Source organism: Kistimonas asteriae, assembly GCF_018263925.1.
Classification (GTDB): Bacteria; Pseudomonadota; Gammaproteobacteria; order Pseudomonadales; family Endozoicomonadaceae; genus Kistimonas; species Kistimonas asteriae.
Genome location: NZ_JAEVHF010000011.1, coordinates 137,483 through 157,834, shown reverse-complemented (window position 1 = coordinate 157,834; position 20,352 = coordinate 137,483). Strand labels below are relative to the sequence as shown.

20 protein-coding genes are annotated in these 20,352 nt (G+C 52.3%); 19 read left to right on the top strand and 1 reads right to left on the bottom strand.

Translation table 11 applies throughout. From position 1 onward, the window contains the following. The first annotated feature begins 8 nt into the window (after positions 1-8). The 11 genes from rpsE (at position 9) to KHS78_RS13625 (ending at position 7,002) form a co-directional block, all read left to right on the top strand. Positions 9-512 (top strand): 30S ribosomal protein S5, encoded by a 504-nt coding sequence (rpsE, locus tag KHS78_RS13675; RefSeq protein WP_211829033.1) that lies wholly within the window; start codon positions 9-11, stop codon positions 510-512. A gap of 7 nt (positions 513-519) precedes the next feature. Then, positions 520-705, top strand: a complete 186-nt coding sequence (gene rpmD, locus KHS78_RS13670; RefSeq protein WP_211829032.1) for a 50S ribosomal protein L30 — start codon at positions 520-522, stop codon at positions 703-705. Position 706: 1 nt separating this feature from the next. Continuing rightward, complete coding sequence (gene rplO, locus KHS78_RS13665) at positions 707-1,141, top strand: 50S ribosomal protein L15 (protein WP_211829031.1); 435 nt, start codon at positions 707-709, stop codon at positions 1,139-1,141. Next, a complete protein-coding gene (secY, locus tag KHS78_RS13660; protein ID WP_211829030.1) occupies positions 1,142-2,467 on the top strand; it encodes a preprotein translocase subunit SecY in 1,326 nt (441 codons plus the stop codon). It abuts the gene before it with no gap. A gap of 33 nt (positions 2,468-2,500) precedes the next feature. Next, positions 2,501-2,617, top strand: coding sequence for a 50S ribosomal protein L36 (gene rpmJ / locus KHS78_RS13655; protein WP_211829029.1), 117 nt, complete (start codon positions 2,501-2,503; stop codon positions 2,615-2,617). A gap of 150 nt (positions 2,618-2,767) precedes the next feature. Beyond that, positions 2,768-3,124, top strand: coding sequence for a 30S ribosomal protein S13 (rpsM, locus tag KHS78_RS13650; protein WP_211829028.1), 357 nt, complete (start codon positions 2,768-2,770; stop codon positions 3,122-3,124). 44 nt (positions 3,125-3,168) lie between these two features. Then, positions 3,169-3,558, top strand: coding sequence for a 30S ribosomal protein S11 (gene rpsK / locus KHS78_RS13645; RefSeq protein ID WP_211829027.1), 390 nt, complete (start codon positions 3,169-3,171; stop codon positions 3,556-3,558). A 16-nt stretch (positions 3,559-3,574) separates the two neighbouring features. Then, positions 3,575-4,195: a 30S ribosomal protein S4 gene (gene rpsD, locus KHS78_RS13640; protein ID WP_211829026.1), complete on the top strand. Its 621-nt coding sequence runs from the start codon at positions 3,575-3,577 to the stop codon at positions 4,193-4,195. A 30-nt stretch (positions 4,196-4,225) separates the two neighbouring features. Continuing rightward, entirely contained in the window at positions 4,226-5,227 is a 1,002-nt protein-coding gene (locus KHS78_RS13635) for a DNA-directed RNA polymerase subunit alpha (protein ID WP_211829025.1), read from the top strand. A 30-nt stretch (positions 5,228-5,257) separates the two neighbouring features. Beyond that, positions 5,258-5,641, top strand: coding sequence for a 50S ribosomal protein L17 (gene rplQ / locus KHS78_RS13630; protein ID WP_211829024.1), 384 nt, complete (start codon positions 5,258-5,260; stop codon positions 5,639-5,641). 182 nt (positions 5,642-5,823) lie between these two features. Then, positions 5,824-7,002 (top strand): pyridoxal-phosphate-dependent aminotransferase family protein, encoded by a 1,179-nt coding sequence (locus KHS78_RS13625; RefSeq protein ID WP_211829023.1) that lies wholly within the window; start codon positions 5,824-5,826, stop codon positions 7,000-7,002. 55 nt (positions 7,003-7,057) lie between these two features. Here the strand turns inward: KHS78_RS13625 and uvrA are convergent, their stop codons facing one another. After that, entirely contained in the window at positions 7,058-9,898 is a 2,841-nt protein-coding gene (uvrA, locus tag KHS78_RS13620; RefSeq protein ID WP_211829022.1) for an excinuclease ABC subunit UvrA, read from the bottom strand. 347 nt (positions 9,899-10,245) lie between these two features. Here uvrA and KHS78_RS13615 point away from each other — a divergent pair, with 347 nt between their 5' ends. From KHS78_RS13615 to KHS78_RS13580, 8 genes are all read left to right on the top strand, one after another. Next, a complete protein-coding gene (locus tag KHS78_RS13615; protein ID WP_211829021.1) occupies positions 10,246-11,871 on the top strand; it encodes an inositol phosphate phosphatase SopB in 1,626 nt (541 codons plus the stop codon). Between the two features lie 78 nt (positions 11,872-11,949). Continuing rightward, complete coding sequence (locus tag KHS78_RS13610; RefSeq protein ID WP_211829020.1) at positions 11,950-13,302, top strand: MFS transporter; 1,353 nt, start codon at positions 11,950-11,952, stop codon at positions 13,300-13,302. Positions 13,303-13,464: 162 nt separating this feature from the next. Further along, positions 13,465-14,058 carry a GNAT family N-acetyltransferase gene (locus KHS78_RS22595; RefSeq protein WP_211829019.1) on the top strand — a complete coding sequence of 198 codons (594 nt, stop codon included), beginning with the start codon at positions 13,465-13,467 and terminating at the stop codon, positions 14,056-14,058. A 207-nt stretch (positions 14,059-14,265) separates the two neighbouring features. Then, positions 14,266-15,324: a BMP family lipoprotein gene (locus KHS78_RS13600; protein WP_211829018.1), complete on the top strand. Its 1,059-nt coding sequence runs from the start codon at positions 14,266-14,268 to the stop codon at positions 15,322-15,324. Positions 15,325-15,389: 65 nt separating this feature from the next. Continuing rightward, positions 15,390-16,940: an ABC transporter ATP-binding protein gene (locus tag KHS78_RS13595; protein WP_211829017.1), complete on the top strand. Its 1,551-nt coding sequence runs from the start codon at positions 15,390-15,392 to the stop codon at positions 16,938-16,940. After that, on the top strand, positions 16,937-18,022 hold the full coding sequence (locus tag KHS78_RS13590; RefSeq protein WP_211829016.1) for an ABC transporter permease: 1,086 nt from the start codon (positions 16,937-16,939) through the stop codon (positions 18,020-18,022). Before KHS78_RS13595 ends, KHS78_RS13590 begins: the two co-directional genes overlap by 4 nt. Beyond that, positions 18,006-18,953, top strand: a complete 948-nt coding sequence (locus KHS78_RS13585; protein ID WP_211829015.1) for an ABC transporter permease — start codon at positions 18,006-18,008, stop codon at positions 18,951-18,953. The genes KHS78_RS13590 and KHS78_RS13585 overlap by 17 nt, the downstream gene beginning before the upstream one ends. Then, positions 18,950-20,326 (top strand): ADP-ribosylglycohydrolase family protein, encoded by a 1,377-nt coding sequence (locus KHS78_RS13580; protein ID WP_211829014.1) that lies wholly within the window; start codon positions 18,950-18,952, stop codon positions 20,324-20,326. The genes KHS78_RS13585 and KHS78_RS13580 overlap by 4 nt, the downstream gene beginning before the upstream one ends. Positions 20,327-20,352: the final 26 nt, after the last annotated feature.

Here is a 20,352-nt window from a genome sequence, read left to right as displayed (position 1 = left end):
TGGGAGTCATGGCAAAAGACGATCGTAAAAACAACGACGAAGGCCTTATCGAAAAGCTGGTTCAGGTGAACCGCGTTGCCAAGGTAGTCAAGGGTGGCCGTATTTTCGGTTTTACCGCCCTGACTGTTGTCGGCGATGGCAAAGGTAAGGTAGGCTTCGGTCGCGGCAAGGCGCGTGAAGTGCCTGTTGCTATCCAGAAAGCTATGGAAGCGGCTCGCCGGAACATGATCCAGGTTGATCTGAATGGTTCTACCATTCAGTATCCGGCCAAGGCTCGTCACGGTGCGTCCAAGATCTTCATGCAGCCCGCCTCTGAAGGTACTGGTGTTATCGCCGGCGGTGCAATGCGTGCCGTTCTGGAAGTCGCTGGTGTGCAAAACGTTCTGGCCAAGTGCTACGGCTCCACTAATCCTGTGAACGTGGTTCAGGCGACCTACAAAGGTCTGCGTGACATGCGTTCTCCGGAAGATGTGGCTGCCAAGCGTGGCAAGACGCTTGAAGAGATCCTGTGAGGTAGTCATGGCTGAGAAACAAATCAAAGTGACCCTCGTCAAGAGCACAAACGGCCGTCTGGAAAGCCATAAGGCCTGCGTTCGTGGTCTGGGTCTCCGTCGCATCAATCACACTGTTGAAGTAGAAGATACTCCAGCTGTTCGTGGCATGATCAACAAGGTTAACTACCTGGTTCGCGTGGAAGGAGAATAAAATGCATCTGAATTCTCTGTCTCCGGCTGAAGGCAGCCGTAAATCCGGCAAGCGTGTCGGTCGCGGCATCGGTAGTGGCCTGGGCAAGACCGGTGGCCGTGGTCACAAAGGTCAGAAGTCCCGCTCCGGTGGTTCTGTGAAGCCCGGTTTCGAAGGCGGTCAGCAGCCTCTGCAGCGCCGTTTGCCGAAGTACGGTTTCACTTCCCGCATGGCGCGTCAGACTGCGGAAATCCGCATTGCTGAGCTGGCTTCTGTAGAAGCGGATGTAATCGATCTGGCAGCCCTGAAGGCCGCCAACCTGATTACTTCTGGCATTCTGCGTGCCAAGGTGATCCTGTCTGGTGAGCTTAACAAAGCTGTCACCATCAAGGGACTGGGTGTCACCAAGGGTGCCCGTGCCGCTATTGAAGCAGCTGGTGGGAAAGTCGAGGACTAAATGGCTAAGACATTACCTGTCGGAAATCAGGGTGGGTTAAGCGAGCTGAAATCTCGCGTCCTGTTTGTTCTGCTGGCAATTCTGGTTTACCGGATCGGGGCTCATATCCCCGTTCCCGGTATTAACCCGGAACGGCTGGCTCAGTTGTTCAGTCAGAATGAGGGGACTATTCTCAGTCTCTTCAACATGTTCTCCGGCGGTGCGCTGGAGCGGATGTCAGTTCTGGCCCTGGGGATCATGCCCTACATCTCTGCATCGATTATCATGCAGCTGATGACAGTGGTTAGCCCCCAGTTGGAGCAGCTGAAAAAGGAAGGTGAAAGCGGACGTCGTAAAATCAGTCAGTACACCCGCTACGGTACCGTACTCCTGGCGCTTATTCAGGGTACTGGTATGACGGTCGGCCTGGCGAATCAGGGAGTTTCGTTCTCCACTGATATCGGGTTTTACTTTGTTGCTGTTACTACGTTTGTGACTGGCGCCGTGTTCATGATGTGGCTCGGTGAACAGGTCACTGAGCGTGGCATTGGTAACGGTATATCGATTCTGATTTTTGCAGGTATTGTCGCCGGATTGCCCGGCGCGATCGGGCAGTCGTTTGAGTCTGCGCGTCAAGGCGATATCAATATCCTGGCTCTGCTGATGATTGGTATTCTTGCCATCGCCATCATTGCCGGTGTGGTATTCGTCGAGCGCGGCCAGCGCCGAATCACGGTTAATTACGCCAAACGGCAGCAGGGGCGTAAAGTCTATGCTGCTCAGAGCAGCCACTTGCCGCTGAAAGTGAATATGGCGGGTGTTATCCCGGCCATCTTTGCCTCAAGCATTCTGCTGTTCCCGGCGTCGATTGCACAGTGGTTTGGTCAGGGAGAAGGTTGGGACTGGCTTCAGGATGTTGCTCTTGCGTTAGGTCCTGGCCAACCGCTGAACATCATCCTGTTCTCGGCCGGTATCGTCTTCTTCTGTTTCTTCTATACTGCCCTGGTCTTCAATCCGAAGGATGTGGCAGATAATCTGAAGAAGTCCGGCGCCTTTATTCCCGGTATTCGTCCCGGTGAGCATTCAGCCCGCTACATTGATGGTGTGCTGACCCGTCTTACCATGGTTGGTGCGATTTATATGACAGCAGTGTGTCTGCTGCCACAATTCCTGGTGGTTTCGGCTAATGTGCCTTTCTACCTCGGCGGTACTTCGCTGCTGATTGTGGTGGTTGTGGTCATGGACACTATGTCCCAGATCCAGTCGCACCTGATGTCGCATCAGTATGAGTCGCTGATGAAGAAAGCTAATCTTAAGGGTTATGGAGCAGGCGGCCTTCTGCGCTGATCGCCCATAGCTCTGCCGATAGTGGAGAGAATGATGAAAGTACGTGCTTCTGTGAAAAAGATGTGCCGTAATTGCAAGCTCATCAAGCGTAACGGCACCATTCGGGTGATCTGTAGCGCAGAACCCCGACACAAGCAGCGCCAAGGCTGAGTTCTTCGGGTTTTGAATCACACTCCGCCTGATCTTATCTGATCAGGCGGTTGATTTGTTTGCGTGCGAAATGTATCCTTAACCGTTTTTCGGGCTAGGGTTTGCCCTTCGCGTTGCACTAGGCGATAAACCTTTAACGGAGACGATTGAATGGCCCGTATTGCTGGCGTCAATGTTCCGGATAACAAACATACTGTTATCTCTCTGACCTATGTTTATGGCGTAGGTCGCCAGACTGCTCAAAAGATCTGTGAAGTGACAGGCATCAAGCCTGAGACCAAAATGGGTCAGCTGAGCGAAGAAGAAGTTGAAAAGCTGCGTACCGAAGTCGGTAACTTTACCGTCGAAGGTGATCTGCGCCGTGAAATCAACATGAACATCAAACGACTGATGGACTTGGGCTGCTACCGCGGCATCCGTCATCGTCGTAACCTTCCGCTTCGTGGCCAGCGCACTAAAACCAATGCGCGTACCCGTAAGGGCCCACGTAAGCCGATCCGTAAGTAATACACTGGTTTAACCAGTTGTCTTGACACAGGATAATTTCTGATATGGCAAAGCCAGGTACTCGTTCACGGAAAAAGGTGAAAAAGACGGTAGTGGATGGTGTAGCACACGTCCACGCTTCTTTTAACAACACCATCGTGACCATTACCGATCGCCAGGGCAACACCCTGACCTGGGCAACTTCCGGCGGCTCCGGCTTCCGTGGTTCCCGTAAGAGCACGCCTTTTGCAGCGCAGGTTGCTGCTGAGCGTGCCGGTCGTGCGGCTGCCGAATACGGTCTGAAGAATCTGGACGTCTGTGTTAAAGGACCCGGCCCGGGTCGTGAATCTGCTGTTCGTGCGCTTAATGCTTGCGGCTACAAGATTACTAACATCACTGACGTTACACCCATTCCCCATAATGGTTGCCGTCCGCCCAAGAAGCGTCGAGTATAAGCAGGAGTCACGATAAATGGCTAGATATACAGGTCCTAAGTGCAAGCTGTCTCGTCGTGAGGGCACAGACCTTTTTCTGAAGAGCGGCGTTCGTCCGTTTGAATCAAAATGCCGCGCTGAGGTCATTCCTGGCCAGCACGGTCAGCGTCGTGGTCGTTTGTCCGACTACGGTGTTCAGCTGCGTGAGAAGCAGAAGGTTCGTCGTATCTACGGCGTACTGGAAAAGCAGTTCCGTAGCTACTACAAGGATGCAGATCGCATCAAGGGCGCAACAGGTTCCAACCTGTTGCAGCTGCTCGAATGCCGCCTTGATAACGTTGTTTACCGTATGGGTTTCGGTTCTACCCGTGCGGAGTCTCGCCAGCTGGTCAGCCATAAGGCTATTACCGTTAATGGCAAAACTGTTAACATTCCTTCTTACAAGGTCAAGGCCGGCGATGTTGTAGCCATCCGTGAGAAGTCCAAGACCCAGCTGCGCATCGGCGCTGCTCTGGAACTGGCTGCTCAGCGTGGTTTCCCGACTTGGGTAGAAGTGGACGCCAAGAAGAAAGAAGGCACCTTCAAGGCGCTGCCAGAGCGGAGTGATCTGTCAGCCGACATCAATGAGAACTTGATCGTCGAGCTGTACTCCAAGTAAGGGATAGATAACTAGGTGGGGTGTTCATCCATGCAGAACTCGGCTACAGAATTTCTGACTCCTCGTCACATTGATGTTGAGGAGCTCAGCCCGACCCGAGCGAAAATTACGCTTGAGCCTCTTGAGCGTGGTTTTGGTCATACTCTGGGCAATGCGCTTCGCCGTATCCTGCTGTCTTCAATGCCTGGCTGTGCTGTCGTCGAAGCCGAGATCGACGGCGTCCAGCACGAATACAGTACTGTTGAAGGCGTACAGGAAGATGTCATCGATATTCTGCTGAACCTGAAAGGTCTGGCAATTCGTATGGCAGGTCGTGATGAAGCGGTCTTGACCTTAAGCAAAAAGGGTGAGGGCGTGGTAACAGCTGCTGATATCCAGCCTGACCACGATGTCGAGATCCTGAATCCGGATCACGTCATTGCTCACCTCGGCGAAAAAGCTGATTTCAATATGAAGCTTAAGGTTTGTCGTGGTCGTGGTTATGAAACTGCTGATTCACGTCGTTCAGATGATGATGAGAGCCGCTCAATCGGACGTTTGCAGCTGGATGCCACCTATAGCCCGGTTCATCTCGTTTCCTACGTAGTAGAAAACGCGCGTGTTGAGCAGCGTACAAACCTCGACAAGCTCGTCATTGATCTTGAAACCGACGGGACGATTGAGCCAGACGAAGCGATTCGCCGTGCGGCTACTATCCTCCAGCAGCAGCTGGCGGTGTTTGTAGACCTGGAAGGCGACGCTGAACCTGAGCCGGAGCATAAGGAAGACGAAGTCGATCCTATTCTCCTGCGTCCCGTTGATGATCTCGAACTGACTGTACGCAGTGCAAACTGCCTTAAAGCAGAGAACATCTACTATATCGGTGACCTGATTCAGCGTACCGAAGTAGAGCTGCTCAAGACCCCGAATCTGGGTAAAAAGTCACTCACCGAGATCAAAGACGTGCTGGCATCTCGTGGTCTGAGTCTGGGCATGCGCCTGGACAACTGGCCGCCGGCAAGCCTCAAGAGCGACGACAAGGTTTCAGCTTAAGTGCCAGGCAACTGGTAAGGAATCAGAGTTATGCGTCACCGTAAAAGTGGACGAAAATTCAGCCGGACGAGTTCACATCGCACCGCGATGTTCCGTAATATGACTGCGTCCCTGGTTGAACATGAAATGATCAAGACCACTCTGCCCAAGGCGAAAGAACTTCGCCGTGTAGCAGAGCCCATGATCACCCTGGCTAAGGAAGACTCCGTAGCCAACCGCCGTTTGGCGTTTGACCGTCTTCGCAGCAAAGCAGCCGTAGGCAAGCTTTTCTCCGATCTGGGACCCCGTTTCAAGGATCGTCCTGGCGGTTATATCCGTATCCTGAAGTGTGGTTTCCGTAACGGTGACAATGCACCTATGGCATACGTACAGCTGGTTGATCGTCCTGCAGATGTTGCAGCTGACGAAGAGTAAATCAGCAAAAAAAACCGGGCTTTAAGCCCGGTTTTTTTATGCCTGAAATTCAGTGCCGATATGAATATCCTTGAGGGGCGCGCACTTAACCTTTTTCTGGTGTATCCTGCCTACCGAATGTTGCTCTGCCATGTGAACCCTGCTGGCAGCTTGTCTCCCAAAAAACGAAAAGATACAAGAGCATGACAATTACTTCATTCCATCCGCCACGCCGTACACTCATGGGCCCAGGCCCTTCCGATGTTAACCCGCGAATCACAGAAGCACTCTCCCGTCCGACGATCGGTCACCTGGATCCTGAATTTATCCGCATGATGGATGAACTTAAGGTACTGATTCAGTATGCGTTCAAAACGGAAAATCGCCTGACATTACCGATTTCAGCACCAGGGTCAGCGGGTATGGAAGCCTGCTTTGCAAACCTTGTAGACGAAGGTGACAAGGTTATTGTTTGCATCAATGGCGTGTTTGGCGGACGGATGAAGGAGAATGTCGAGCGTTTTGGTGGTGTACCCATCATCGTTGAATCTGAATGGGGGCGTGCGGTTGATCCGGCCAGCGTTGAGGACGCGCTGATTCAGCATCCGGATGCAGCCATTCTTGCCTTCGTCCATGCAGAGACATCAACCGGTGCATTATCCGATGCAGAAGCACTTTGCCGTTTGGCGAAAGCACATGACTGTTTGACGATTGTCGATAGTGTCACATCGTTGGGCGGTTGTGAGTTGAATATTGATCAATGGGGTATTGATGCTGTGTATTCCGGCTCACAGAAGTGTTTATCGTGCGTGCCGGGTTTGTCCCCAGTCAGCTTCAGCGACGCAGCCATCGCGAAGATTAACGGTAGGAAGAGCAAGGTAAAAAGCTGGTTCCTTGATATGAGCCTGATCATGGGTTACTGGGGAGGTGAGGGGAAGCGCGCCTACCACCATACAGCACCTGTGAATCAGTTGTACGCTCTGCATGAGGCTTTGTGCATTTTGCAGGAGGAAGGGCTGGAAAATGCCTGGGAGCGCCATGCGCTGCATCACCGTGCGCTAACAGCTGGCTTGGCTGCCATTGGTTTGGAGATGCTGGTTCCTGAAAAAGAACGTTTGGTTCAACTTAACGCCGTTGTCATACCTGATGGGGTCGATGATGCTGCAGTAAGAAACCAGCTTTTAAAGGACTATAACTTGGAAATTGGAGCAGGACTGGGCGCTTTTGCCGGTAAGGTCTGGCGCATTGGATTAATGGGCTATGCTGCGAACAAGTCCAATGTGTTGAGCTGTCTGTCTGCACTTGAAGCCGCATTGCTTAAGCAGGGATATAACTTTAAAGCCGGTGAGTCAATCAAGGCAGCGAATGCGATTTACGCATAAGGGCGTAATTCAGATATAAAATAAAAACCCGGCATGTAGCCGGGTTTTTATTTTGTCAGGCCACCGCTTTGGCCTTCTGAATAATGGGCTTAAGAAAATGACCGGTATGTGATGCAGAGATTGCAGCAACGTCTTCCGGGGTTCCCGTTGCAATGATTTCACCGCCGCCATCGCCCCCTTCCGGACCAAGGTCCACCAACCAGTCAGCGGTTTTGATAACATCCAGGTTATGCTCTATAACTACGACCGTGTTGCCGTGGTCGCGCAACCGGTGGAGTACCTGTAGCAATTGCTGGATATCATGAAAATGAAGTCCGGTGGTCGGCTCATCCAGGATATATAGCGTTTTGCCGGTATCCCGTTTGGACAGCTCTTTGGCAAGCTTAACCCGTTGCGCTTCACCGCCAGAGAGTGTTGTCGCATTCTGGCCCAACCGGATATACGACAACCCGACATCCATAAGTGTTTGCAGTTTACGCTTGAGTGCAGGAATAGCATCAAAGAACACCAGAGCATCCTCGACAGTCATATCCAGCACTTCATCAATGCTCTTACCCTTGTATTGGATATCCAGGGTTTCACGGTTATAACGTTTGCCCTTACAGACGTCGCAGGGGACGTAAATATCCGGCAGGAAGTGCATCTCAACCTTGATGACGCCATCGCCCTGACACGCTTCGCAGCGGCCTCCTTTAACATTAAAACTGAACCGACCCGGTTTGTAGCCCCGCGAGCGTGCTTCCTGGGTGCCGGCAAAAAGCTCCCGGATAGGCGTGAATATGCCCGTATAGGTGGCCGGGTTAGAGCGAGGTGTCCGGCCAATGGGGCTCTGGTCGATATCAATGCATTTATCGAAGTGATCTAAACCAGTGATTTTTTGATAAGGTGAAGAGGAGAGCGTCGTAGCCCCATTCAGGTGATGGGCGCAAATGGGATACAGCGTGCTGTTGATCAATGTCGATTTACCCGAGCCAGATACACCGGTAATACACGTCATCAGACCAACAGGGATCTCCAGGTTTACATTTTTCAGGTTGTTGCCCGTGCAGCCTGACAGGCTTAATAGTTTCTTTTTATCCACAGGATGCCGGTTGGCTGGAATCGCAATTTCCAGAACGCCCGAAAGATACTGGCCAGTCAGGGATTGGGGGGACGCAATAACGTCGTCCGGTGCCCCTTGTGCAATAACGCAACCGCCATGAACACCCGCACCGGGGCCAATATCGATTACATGATCTGCTGAGCGAATCGCGTCCTCATCATGTTCCACGACAATAACAGTATTACCGAGATCACGCAGACGGGTCAGGGTTTTCAATAGTCTGTCATTGTCACGCTGGTGAAGGCCGATAGACGGCTCATCCAGGATATACATGACGCCTACCAGACCTGCGCCAATCTGGCTGGCGAGTCGGATACGCTGGGCTTCACCACCGGACAGCGTTTCTGCACTGCGATCCAGTGTCAGGTAATTGAGGCCAACATTCACCAGAAAACTCAGACGATCGGAAATCTCCTTGAGTATTTTGGACGCAATTTCACCACGACGGCCCGGTAAACTCAGGTTCTGGAAGTAGGCAAGGGACTTTTCAACAGGCAGCCGTGTAATATCGGGCAGAGTGTTGTCTTCGATAAACACATTCCGTGCCTCTTCTCGCAGGCGGGTGCCTTTACACTTCGGGCAGGCCTGCGTAGCCAGGAATTTGGATAGCTCATCGCGAACGGATTGCGAATCTGTATCCCGGTAACGTCGTTCAAAATTAGGGATGATGCCTTCGAACCGATGCCGTTTGCGGTATATATCGCCACGATCATTGATGTAGCTGAAATCGATCTCTTCATGCCCTGAACCATGCAGAATGACTTCTTGATGTGCCGCAGAGAGTTCATCGAAGGGTGTATCAATATCGAAGCCGCAATGGGCAGCCAGAGATTTCAGCATGTGGAAATAGTAGACACTGCGGCGATCCCAGCCACGGATAGCGCCTTCCGCCAGGGTCAGTTCCGGATGCTGGATGATTCTGTCCGGATCAAAAAACTGCCGAACCCCCAGGCCGTCACACGTCGGACAGGCACCGGCTGGATTGTTGAAGGAAAACAACCTTGGCTCAAGTTCATTGAGGCTGTAGCCACACTCTGGGCAGGCATATTTTGCAGAGAAGACAATGTCGTCCTGGTCGCTATCCATGAAGCTGACTGAAACCAACCCATCAGTCAGACCCAGCGCGGTTTCAAAGGACTCTGCAATACGCAACTGCAGGTCAGCGCGCACTTTGAAACGGTCAACGACAACTTCAATCGTGTGTTTGCGTTTTTTGTCCAGACTCGGTGGCGTATCCAGATCGGTCACAATGCCGTCTATGCGGGCGCGAATAAAGCCCTGACTTTTCAGCTCACTGAAAATGTGCAGGTGTTCGCCTTTCCGGTCCCGTACAACCGGCGCAAGGATCATGACTTTTTCACCCTCTGGCAAGGCGAGCACCTGATCAACCATCTGGCTGACAGTTTGTGCTTCCAGTGGGTGATGGTGTCTGGGACAACGGGGAATACCGGTGCGGGCAAACAGAAGACGAAGATAGTCGTAAACTTCCGTAATCGTACCAACCGTTGAACGCGGGTTATGGCTGGTGGATTTCTGTTCAATGGAGATTGCGGGTGACAAGCCTTCAATGTGATCCACATCCGGCTTTTCCATCATAGACAGAAACTGTCGTGCATAAGTCGACAGAGACTCCACATAGCGTCGCTGACCTTCCGCATAAAGGGTGTCAAACGCCAGTGAGGATTTCCCGGAACCGGACAGCCCAGTGATGACAATCAGTTTATCGCGGGGAATATCCAGATTGATATTCTTGAGATTGTGGGTTCTTGCACCACGGACAGTTATCTGGTCCACAAGCCAACTCCTTACAGAGAACCGGCTATTATAAAGAAGCGCTACAGTCAGGTCATGCAGGTTTTAATGTGGACTGCTTGCGAACAGTAATCCTATAGTGTTGAGAATGGGGAATAAACACGGACGACAACATGCGGCCAGGAGGCGTTAACCCTTCCAACCAGCGACCCAATCGCTCACATCAGACACAAACGACGAATTCACGATGGACTCGTTGGCGTCAAGGGCTTAGTCGTTTAATTAGCGTTCGAAATCCTATTACGTATTTAAGAGCAAGGTTTCGTGCAGGTAATACGCCGCGGAGATTGTCTGAGCGTACGATTAGATCTGAGCCCCTGGATCACTTTTTGGCAACAAGGCGAGTCAGTCCGGGTAAGTGGAAGAGTTCTATCAGCCTGGGGGCGTTAAATGAAGCCAGGGTTCGGAATCTGTTAGTCGCGATAGAGCTGATTAATGAAAACCGGTTTATGTCGCGTCCACTGTTAGCACTGCGCGATGTACTGGAAGCTGAGCTGCAAAGTCTGTTAACGGCCAATGAGCAAGATCAAGCGCACGAACCAGTGACGGATAAAAGATTGATCCGTGAAGTCAAAGGGCATCCTGTGAGCTTGAGGCGGCGCCTTGTTAAGGCAGGGTATCCCCCTAAAGACTTGAAACCGTTAATGAAAGGCAAAATCATAAGGGGGTTAAATCAAAAAAAGTGGCAGGCAGTAAAAGGAACCATTGAAAATCGATCGCTTGGCATGTTGGAGAGTCAGCAGACGCCTGCTGCTGAAATGCGTTCCTCAGTATCGACGGATAAGGATTTTTTTCCGGTCAGTTACCAGGGGGGCGGTGTTTCTTCATTGACCATAACTTCTGCAGACCATGCCGTGAATCTCTGGACATCCAGTTTGCGAAGTCGTGAGACCGGGCATGTGCTCTATCAGGGGGTTCGGCACGGCATTCATTCCGCCTATGGAATAGAAGGCGACGAACGAAAGGTCGCCAATCTACAGCGCGCGAAGGAATCATTACTGGCTGCGCTTAGTCTCCGCCCTGAATTGTTGCAGCAGGCTTTTGCTCATCCTGAAAAGTCAGTACACCTCGATTTGGTATCTACATCGTTGGTGACGCCTGACTTGATACGATCTGGGTTGGATAATGAAAGGAGAATGCTGGCTGATCAGACTGAAGCCTTCAGTCAGCTGACGGGGAAACAGCCAATAATACTGGATATTATGGGGCCGGATGGAACCCCTCAGGTGATCAGACTGACAACACGGATGTTGTGTTTCAATTTTGGCGTTAATTATTTCGCTATTGGTCCTTCAGTGCCTGATGCGTTGGTCGGATGGGACGTATCAGATGCTATGAACCGAACAAGCCTTGAGAGGTTGATTGGTAACCCTGAAGAGAAAACGGATATCCCCGGAGGATGGGTCATGGAGTATATCAATAATCAGGCGGCCAAACTTGAGGCACTGGAAGGCAGGCTCTCAATGGCGACTTCTCAGGAGTTTGAGGTTATTTCAGGTCGCATTGCTGCCTTACGGAGAGAGTTCAGGGTCGTCAGGCAGCTTGAGCGGCAGATCAGAACGATATTTCAGAAAGAACTGCATCATAAAGATCGTGGAGAAGCCTATAAAATGCCTTCCCGTATCCTGCTGCTCACCCATCTTCTAAAGGGGATTCCGTTGTCGAACTGCAAGAGTGGTAAAGACCGTACGGGAATGCTGGATGCGGAGGTGAAGTTTCTGGCTGCACGTTGTGAGCTGCGTGGTGACGTCCCTGAACCGGGTGCCCCGCTGACACCCGAAGAGCAGGAATTGTGGCATTCCATACTGCTTAATAGCGGGAACCTGGAGATCCAGGAATATAATACCGGCTTGCAGGGATATAAAACTGAGGATATCAAATCCATCGATCAGCGCATTGATGATGAAACTGTCCGGCGTGAGGTGCGGGGGGCTTCGGGCGCAGCTGCTTCATAACACTGTACTTGCTATAAGGTGTCTTCCAACTGATACAATGCTGCTGTTTCGCCGACTAAAGAATGATAAGTAGCTTGTATGAATCAACTGGAAGTAAGAGCCTCGCTGTCATTATCCGCTGTGTTCGCCCTGCGCATGCTGGGGTTGTTCATGTTGCTTCCGGTATTGGCTGTTTATGCCGATACGATTGAGGGCAGCACGCCCGCATTAATCGGACTGGCGATTGGCGCCTATGGTATTACCCAGGCGCTGTTACAAATTCCTGCCGGATTGTTATCAGACCGGATCGGTAGAAAACCCGTTATCCTCATCGGGCTGGCCATCTTCTTTCTGGGCAGCCTGTTGGCGGCATTTTCTGATTCCATAGTTGGCATTATTGCGGGACGTTTCCTTCAGGGGGCGGGAGCGGTCGCAGCAGCGATTACTGCACTATTGTCTGATCTCACCCGTGAACAGAATCGGACCAAGGCCATGGCCATGGTTGGCATGAGTATTGGTGTCTCATTTTGTGTGGCGATGGTGCTGGGGCCGCTGATTACACGACTGACAGGCATAGATGGGCTGTTTATGGTCACGGCTGTTGCTGCCCTGGCCGCGATGGTGATTGTTGCATGGGGAGTTCCGACTCCCGCCATTCAGAAGTTTAATCGTGAAACCGCCACCATTACCGGGCAACTCAGCGCCACGTTGAAAGATCAGCAATTGCTCCGTTTAGATGTCGGGATTTTCATCCTTCATTTTGTTCTGATGGGGCTATTCATTACTGTCCCGCTGGATCTGCAGAACCTTGCAGGCTTGCCGCGTGAACAACACTGGTGGGTCTATCTGTTGACGATGGTTCTGTCGTTTGTTGCGATGGTGCCGCTCATTGTGATCGGCGAACGGAAGCAGTGCCTGAAACAAGTGATGGTCGGGGCGGTTGCATTATTATTGGTTGCCCAGATTGTTGCCTGGTCAGAGAGAGACAGTTTGATCGGCTTGATCATTAGTGTTTTCCTCTTTTTTGCCGCCTTTAACTTCCTTGAAGCCACATTGCCATCTTTGGTGAGCCGTCAGGCACCGGCGGGAAATCGTGGTACGGCAATGGGCGCCTATTCGACCTGCCAGTTTCTGGGTGCAGGTTTGGGTGGGGCACTGAGTGGGGTTGCCTATCAGTCTTACGGACATCTTGGTGTGCTGGTGGTGTGTGGTTCCGCGACAGCCATTTGGTGGTTGTTGGTGATGACCATGCGTCAGCCTCGCTATGTCACCAGCCTGGTCATGGATTTATTTCCTGTTGTACCCACCGAAGCCGTCCGTGTCCATGAACAGATCGCTTCTGTCTCAGGGGTAAAGGAAGTGACCGTCATCGTGGAAGAACAAACCGCCTATTTGAAGGTCGATAAACGACACCTTGACCAGCAACGCCTGCGGCACTTTGGAGAGTGGTGATTGCTTGCACAAAGGTGTGGATAGATGGATAAACCCCCCTTTTTTGAGCAACATCATGCACTGAGAAGAATGGCACCCCGGAGACTGATTCGCGTCAACATGATCCGGTGACGATCATCATAGACTGCGCCAATATTGAGATTAAATCAGGGTTGTTTTGGCGTGAAACGGCTTTTTTCCTCAGATTTTTCGGCAGCCGCCCAAACTCTGGCTGCCGCTTTTCTGCATTATGAGTTATTCGCTGAATATGGACAGGCTATCCCTGATCTGAGGGCGTCTCTGGAGCAGGATTTTCTCCATTATCTTAAGGCATTACCGGAAACCGCGGAGATCTATGCAGATTCTGATGCGGTCTGTGGTGTCGCTGTCTGGCTGCCACCCTCGGTATCTCCCATGCTGCCTCAGCTGACCTTTATGCACACCTATGCGTTAGAGGAGCAGTACCGTAGTCGGATGCAGGCTTTTTCCCTGTTCTGTCAGGCTGTGCGTTTCCATCATATGCCCTGGCCACATTGGTATCTTAACCTTCTTGCTGTCCATCCTGACGCGCAAGGACGCGGTATTGGCAAACAGTTGTTAAGTGAAAAACTGCAGGATCTGGATCGACGGCAGCAGCCTTGTTATCTGGAGACGCAACGAGAGCGAAACACGCATTTGTACCAGTCAATGGGGTTCCGTGTGGTCGAGCACTGTTTTACACCGGGAGGGAAACTGCCGTTCTGGGGAATGCTCCGTACACCGGGTCTGGTAGTATAAAAACACTGCCTGCTGACAAATAACCTCTAAAAATGGTTATTTTTGTTTGTCTTGAATGCAATCTGTTTGATTTTTATCAAAGATGAACAGCGGGCTTGCTCGTCATAATCCGCGCAATTTATTTCCTTCTACACGTGGCGTTTAACCGATCGGTCAAAAGGACAGGTTGGTTGAAACCATTGCATGCGTTCCTGTGCGGAGAAAATCATGTTTAAGCGCTGGCAGTCGATCTGGAGCCTGGTTCTGGGCAGTTGTATGGCCGTGTTGATCGCAGGCTGCAGCGACAGCAATGAAACGGCTGCGGATGGTCAGGAAAAGGGGACGGACCCGGTGCGTGTCGCCTATGTGTTGAATGGTGCACTGGGTGATCAGTCGTTCTATGACTCCGGTCAGGCAGGTATCAATCGTCTGGTAGCGGATTACGGCATTGAGACCATCACGATTGAAAATAACTTTGACGCAGCCAAATACCCCCAGTCACTGGAATCTGCCGTTAAATGGCGTGCGGATGTTATTTATGTGATTTCTTATGGCTACGAAGAACTGGTGCGCCAGTATGCGGATCGTTATCCGGATATCACCTTTGTCAACATTGATACCGTCGTAGAAAACAGCAATAGCACGATTACCAGCATCAATTTCTCTGAGGAAGAAGGTTCTTTCATGGCAGGTGTTGCTGCGGCCTTGATGACGTCAGATCCGTCCATTAAGGGGATTAACGAAGAGAAAAAAGTCGGTACGGTCAGCGGCATGAATGATATGGTCGTCAACGCCTTCCTGCATGGCTTTCGTCAGGGTGTGGCCTACATTGATGACACCATTGAATACAAGAATATCTATGTAGGCAGCTGGTCTGATCCTGTGAAGGGCAAGCAGGCGACCAAGCAACTCTATTCACAGGGCGTTGATGTCGTGTTTCAGGTGGCGGCTCTGACCGGTACCGGTGTGCTGGAAGCCGCGGCTGAAAGTGGCCGGTATGCGATCGGTGTCGACTCCAACCAGAATGGTATCAAGCCGGGCCACATTCCCACCTCCATGCTGAAAAATGTGGGTAACGCGATCTATGACACATTTGCTGCTATGGAAAACGGTTCTTTTGAAAAAGGCGCTGTCATTCATTCCGGTCTGGCACAGGATGGTGTGGGTCTGGCCATTGATGAACACAGTCGTGCGATCCTGCCAGCGGCCATGCTGGAGCAGCTGGATGAGATCAAGGCAAAAGTTGTTGCCGGCGACATTACAGTAGAGCCTTACAAGGGCGCCTGATTGCTTTCACCTATGGCCTCCCTCTGCGGAGGCCGCTGTTATACCCGATCTGTCAGGAGCCCCTGATGTCTGATCCCCTTATTGAACTGAAACACCTGGTCAAGGTGTATCCGCCAGCGACGCTGGCGTTGAATGATGTCTCCGTGACAATCAATGCCGGTGAAATCCATTCCGTCATCGGCGAGAACGGTGCCGGCAAATCCACGTTGATGAAAGTCCTTTACGGCATAAACAGCATCAACGGGGGGGGAATGTGGTACTGCGGCCAGCAGGTCGCTTTTCGCAATCCCATGGAAGCGGTTGCTGCAGGTATTGGTATGGTTCATCAGGAATTCATGCTGGTGCCGTCCTACAGCATTTATGAAAACGTCGTGCTGGGGATGGAATCGGTCAAGCACTCTGGCCGTTGGTCTGCCGGTATTCTTAATCGACAGAAGGATAGGGACGCAGTCCAGGCCATCGCTGACCAGTATGCACTGAATCTGCGTGTGACTGATAAGGTGGAAGACCTGTCCGTTGCCGCTCAGCAGAAAGTGGAAATTCTGAAACTGCTTTATCGGGATGTGGACGTCCTGATCATGGATGAGCCCACCGCTGTCCTCACACCACAGGAAATTCGGCAGTTGTTCGAGCGGCTCAAGACCCTGCGGGATCATGGTAAAACTGTCGTGTTCATCAGTCACAAGCTCGACGAGGTACTGGCGCTTTCCGATACGATCACGGTCATGCGCAAGGGGCAGCATATTCGGACTTTCCGAAACACACCGGGTCTGACCAAGGCTGACCTGGCCCGTGCCATGGTTGGGCGTGACGTGGTCTTTGCGATCGACAAAGCACCGGCAGCACCCGGTGATGTTGTCTTTGAAATGGAGCTGGTGGAAGCGCGGGACTCGCAGGAAAAATTACGTCTCCATGAGATCAGCCTGCAGGTTCATGCCGGTGAAATCGTCGGGTTAGCGGGTGTAGAAGGCAATGGTCAGTTTGAGCTGGTTCAGGCGATGACGGGGCAGGCGACGGTTGCTGCCGGCCGTATTTACCTGTCAGGTCAGGATATTACGGATTGGGATATTCGTTCTCGCCGTCGTTTGATGTCGTACGTACCGCAGGATCGCAAAATATCTGGCAGCTCGCTGAAATCCAGCCTTATTGATAATGCGGTAATGACCCATCACTACAGCAATCCCTCACTCGGTAATGGCATGAAGGGATTACTGTCACGGAGCCGGTGTCGTGAATTTACTCAACAACTGATGCAGCACTTTGGTGTCGTGGCTGCTGGGCCAGAGACGGCGATTGGTGATCTTTCCGGCGGTAACCAGCAGAAGGTCATCGTCGGGCGGGAGTTTGAATTAGATAACCACTTCATCATTCTTGATCAGCCAACGCGCGGACTGGATGTGGGGTCCATTGAATACATTCAGCAACGCATAGTGGAAAAGCGGGATGCGGGTGCAGGCTGCTTCCTGATTTCTGCTGACCTGGATGAGTTGTTCAGCCTGAGTGACCGGATACTGGTTATTTACGAAGGCAGTATTGTGGCGGATCTCAACCCGGCTGACGTCACGCGGGAGCAGGTTGGGGAGTACATGTTGGGCTCCAGGGAGAAAGCCGCATGAAAAAAGACCTGTTAATCGCCCTGGCCGGTGTGCTCTGCGCCTTCCTGGCAGGTATGGCCATTCTGGCGGCACAGGGTTATCACGCGCCGCGAGGATTCATGGCGCTGATTGAATACAGCCTGATGTCGGACATGTCGTTTGGAGGCACCCTGCAACGGGCTGCACCGCTGATTCTGACCGGATTGTCGGCCACTGTCGCCTTTGGTAGCAACGCCGTCAACCTGGGGCAGCTGGGGCAGGTGCTGATGGGCGCCATGGCGGTGACCACGGTCGGATTAGTTGTGGATCTGCCTGCGCCATTGATGCTGCCGTTGTTGTTAGCGACAGCTGCGATCGCTGGTGGGCTGTGGTGTGGAATCGCGGCCTGGCTGCGCAATCGCTTTAACATGAATGAGTTTATCTCAACCCTAATGCTCAACTTTCTGGCGGAGTACTTCACCCTGTGGATGGTGCGCGGCCCCGTCAAAATGACCAATGCCAATACCCCGATGTCGCCGCCGATTGCTGACGGTGGTCATCTACCGGCGCTGGGCAGTATCAGCAGTTCGATTCTTGTCGCACTGGTCGCTCTGGGAGGTATGTATATCCTTTGGAACCGGTCACGTGTCGGGTATGAAATGCGGATGATGGGATTGAACCCGGTCTTTACCCGGATCGGTGGTTGCCATAATCGGGAGAATTTCACCCGCGCTATGATGATTTCCGGTGCATTGGCCGGTCTTGCGGGCGGGCTGTTGATTATGGGGGGCATCCAGCATCAGTTCCTGATCGGTATTGGAGGCACTTATGGGTGGGATGGCGTCATGCTGGCGATTATCGCCAACTGTCAGGTACTGGCGACATCATTGTATGCGTTGTTGTTTGCTGTCCTTCAAAATGGTGCGCTGGGTATGGAGCTGGAAACCCGGGTGCCGTCTGAGTTCATTATGGTATTTCAGGCCATTATCGTTTTGTTTGTTGTTGCGTCGCGGGAAGTTTCAAGGCGGTTAGTGAACCTGTTGATCGCCCGTCGTGTCGCCAGTGATGTGCTGGCCACTACCCGGCAGCCGGCTGAGGAGAGGGTTCATGGATCTGTTTCTTGAGTTGTTCCGCGCAACCCTGCCTGCCGCGGTGCCTATTTTGCTGGCGGCACTGGGTGGTTTGTATACCCATCACGCCAATGTTTTCAATATCGCCATGGAAGGGATGATGTTGATTGGTGCTTTTTGTGCCGTAGCAGGGAGTTACGTGACGGGTTCCTGGATGGGCGGTTTGTTGTTCGGTATGACCGGCGGCTTGCTGGCAGCGTCCGTGACAGCCTTTTTTGCCGTGAAGATGAAAACGGATGAGTTTGTCACCGGTATCGCCATGAACCTGTTGGCAGCAGGCGGCACAACCTACCTTCTACGACAGCTGTTTCATGTGAAAGGGGCATTTGTGTCTCCGCGTATTGAGGGTTTGCCTGTCTGGAATATCCCATTGGTGCAGGATATTCCCGTTATTGGCGATATTGTGAGCGGTCACCCCTTTCTGTTGTATGTGACGTTTGTCGTGGTTTTCCTGGTGCATTTCCACCTGTTCCATACGCGTTTCGGTCTACGGCTGCGGGCGGCGGGTGAAGAAAGCCGGTCTGTCGATGCCGTGGGTATCAGTTCCGACCGGCTCAAGATCCAGTCGTTGTTATTGTCCGGGGCACTGTGTGGCTTGGCGGGTGTGTTCCTGTCACTGGGGTATGTCCGCCTGTTTGCCGAAGATATGTCGAACGGACGGGGCTGGATATCTCTGGCTGTGATCATCCTGACCCGTGGACGTCCCATCGGTATCCTGGCCATATCCCTGCTGTTCGGCTTTACGGATGGTCTCGGATTCGCGTTGCAGGATTCCATCATTCCGTCTGAATTTACCCAGATGGTGCCGTATATCGTGACCTTGCTGGCGTTGTACTGGTATTCCCGGGAAAAACAGAAACGTAACGGAAAACAAGTAAATGCTGGTCATCAGGCCGGTATGGATAAAGAGGCAGTTGCAGTATGAAAGCCTGGGAACAAGATCGGGAAATTCGTCTCAATGCGGTACCTAAGCCGTTTGAGGAAAAGCCTTCTGACTGGTCGTTTGTGGACGGCATCCTGAAGGCGCGCCGCAACATGATGGCCAAGTTCTGGAAAAGTGAAGTGCCCGGCTCCAATGCGCCGGAAATCCCCTTCATGGAAATGATCCAGGCCTGGCACAACCGGGGCTACGATGTCAGTGAAGCGGAACAATGGCTCTCTATCGGCCGTGACGCCCGTGAGCAGGATGATCACGGTACCATGGAAGTGCTGGGGGCGAGAATTCAGCAGGCTCTTGCTAATGCCCCTAAGGATGAAAGCAGTGTGTATTGGCAATATCAGACACCGGCAACCCTTGAAGCGATTCGTTCTGCCTGCCCGGCTGTGGATAAGCAGGATGGTGATACGGCTGGTGATTGCCTGAATGAAAAGGTTTATGGTGGCTGGCTGGGACAGATTGCCGGTGGCGCTTATGGCACAGCGCTTGAAGGCTTTTCAGGGGAACAGTTGAATGCATTCTATGGGGATCGGTTAAACGGCTATGTCCGGGAACCGGAAACCATGAATGATGATGTGACCTATGAGCTGTGTGTCCTGGAAGCGGCACGGAAGAATGCGGATTTTTCCAGCCAGGATATCGCGGAAGAGTGGTTGCGTTATATTCCCTATGGCTGGTCGGCTGAGCATTTTGCCCTGGAGAACCTGCGTCGTGGCATCATGCCTCCCCTGTCAGGAACATATCTGAATTTCTATTCCGAGTGGATTGGGGCGCAGATGCGCACCATGGTTCACGGTATGCTTGCGCCCGGTAAGCCCTGGCGTGCAGCTGAGCTGGCGTATCGCGATAGTGTGATCTCCCATGAGAAAAACGGTGTCTATGGCGGTATTCATGCGGCGGTTCTGACATCGCTGGCGTTCATCATGGATGATGCACGCGCCATTGTGCAGGCCTCCCGTGGCTATATTCCCGATAGCACGTTATTTGCGCGTCTGTTTGACCGGACCATCGAACTGGCTGAGCAATATGGTGATCACCGGGAAGTCTGGCAATCTATGAAGCAGAATGAGCTGCGGACCTACAACTGGATTCACACGTTCCCCAATATGGTGGCGGTTGTGCTTTCGCTGTGGTTCTGCGGCAACGACTTTACCTGTGCCATGCGGATTCTGGGGGATTGTGGTGAAGATGTGGATTGCAATGCCGGTGAAGTGGGAACAGTGCTGGGTGTCATGAACCCGGCCTGTGTGACGCCGGAGTGGGCTGATCCATTGGCGGATCAGCTAGAAACCTACGTGCCAGGTTATGAGAAAGTCCGGATTTCTGAATTGGCGCGTCAGACGGTTTCGTTGATTGTCTGACCTTTCATTCGCTCTTTTAAATGCCG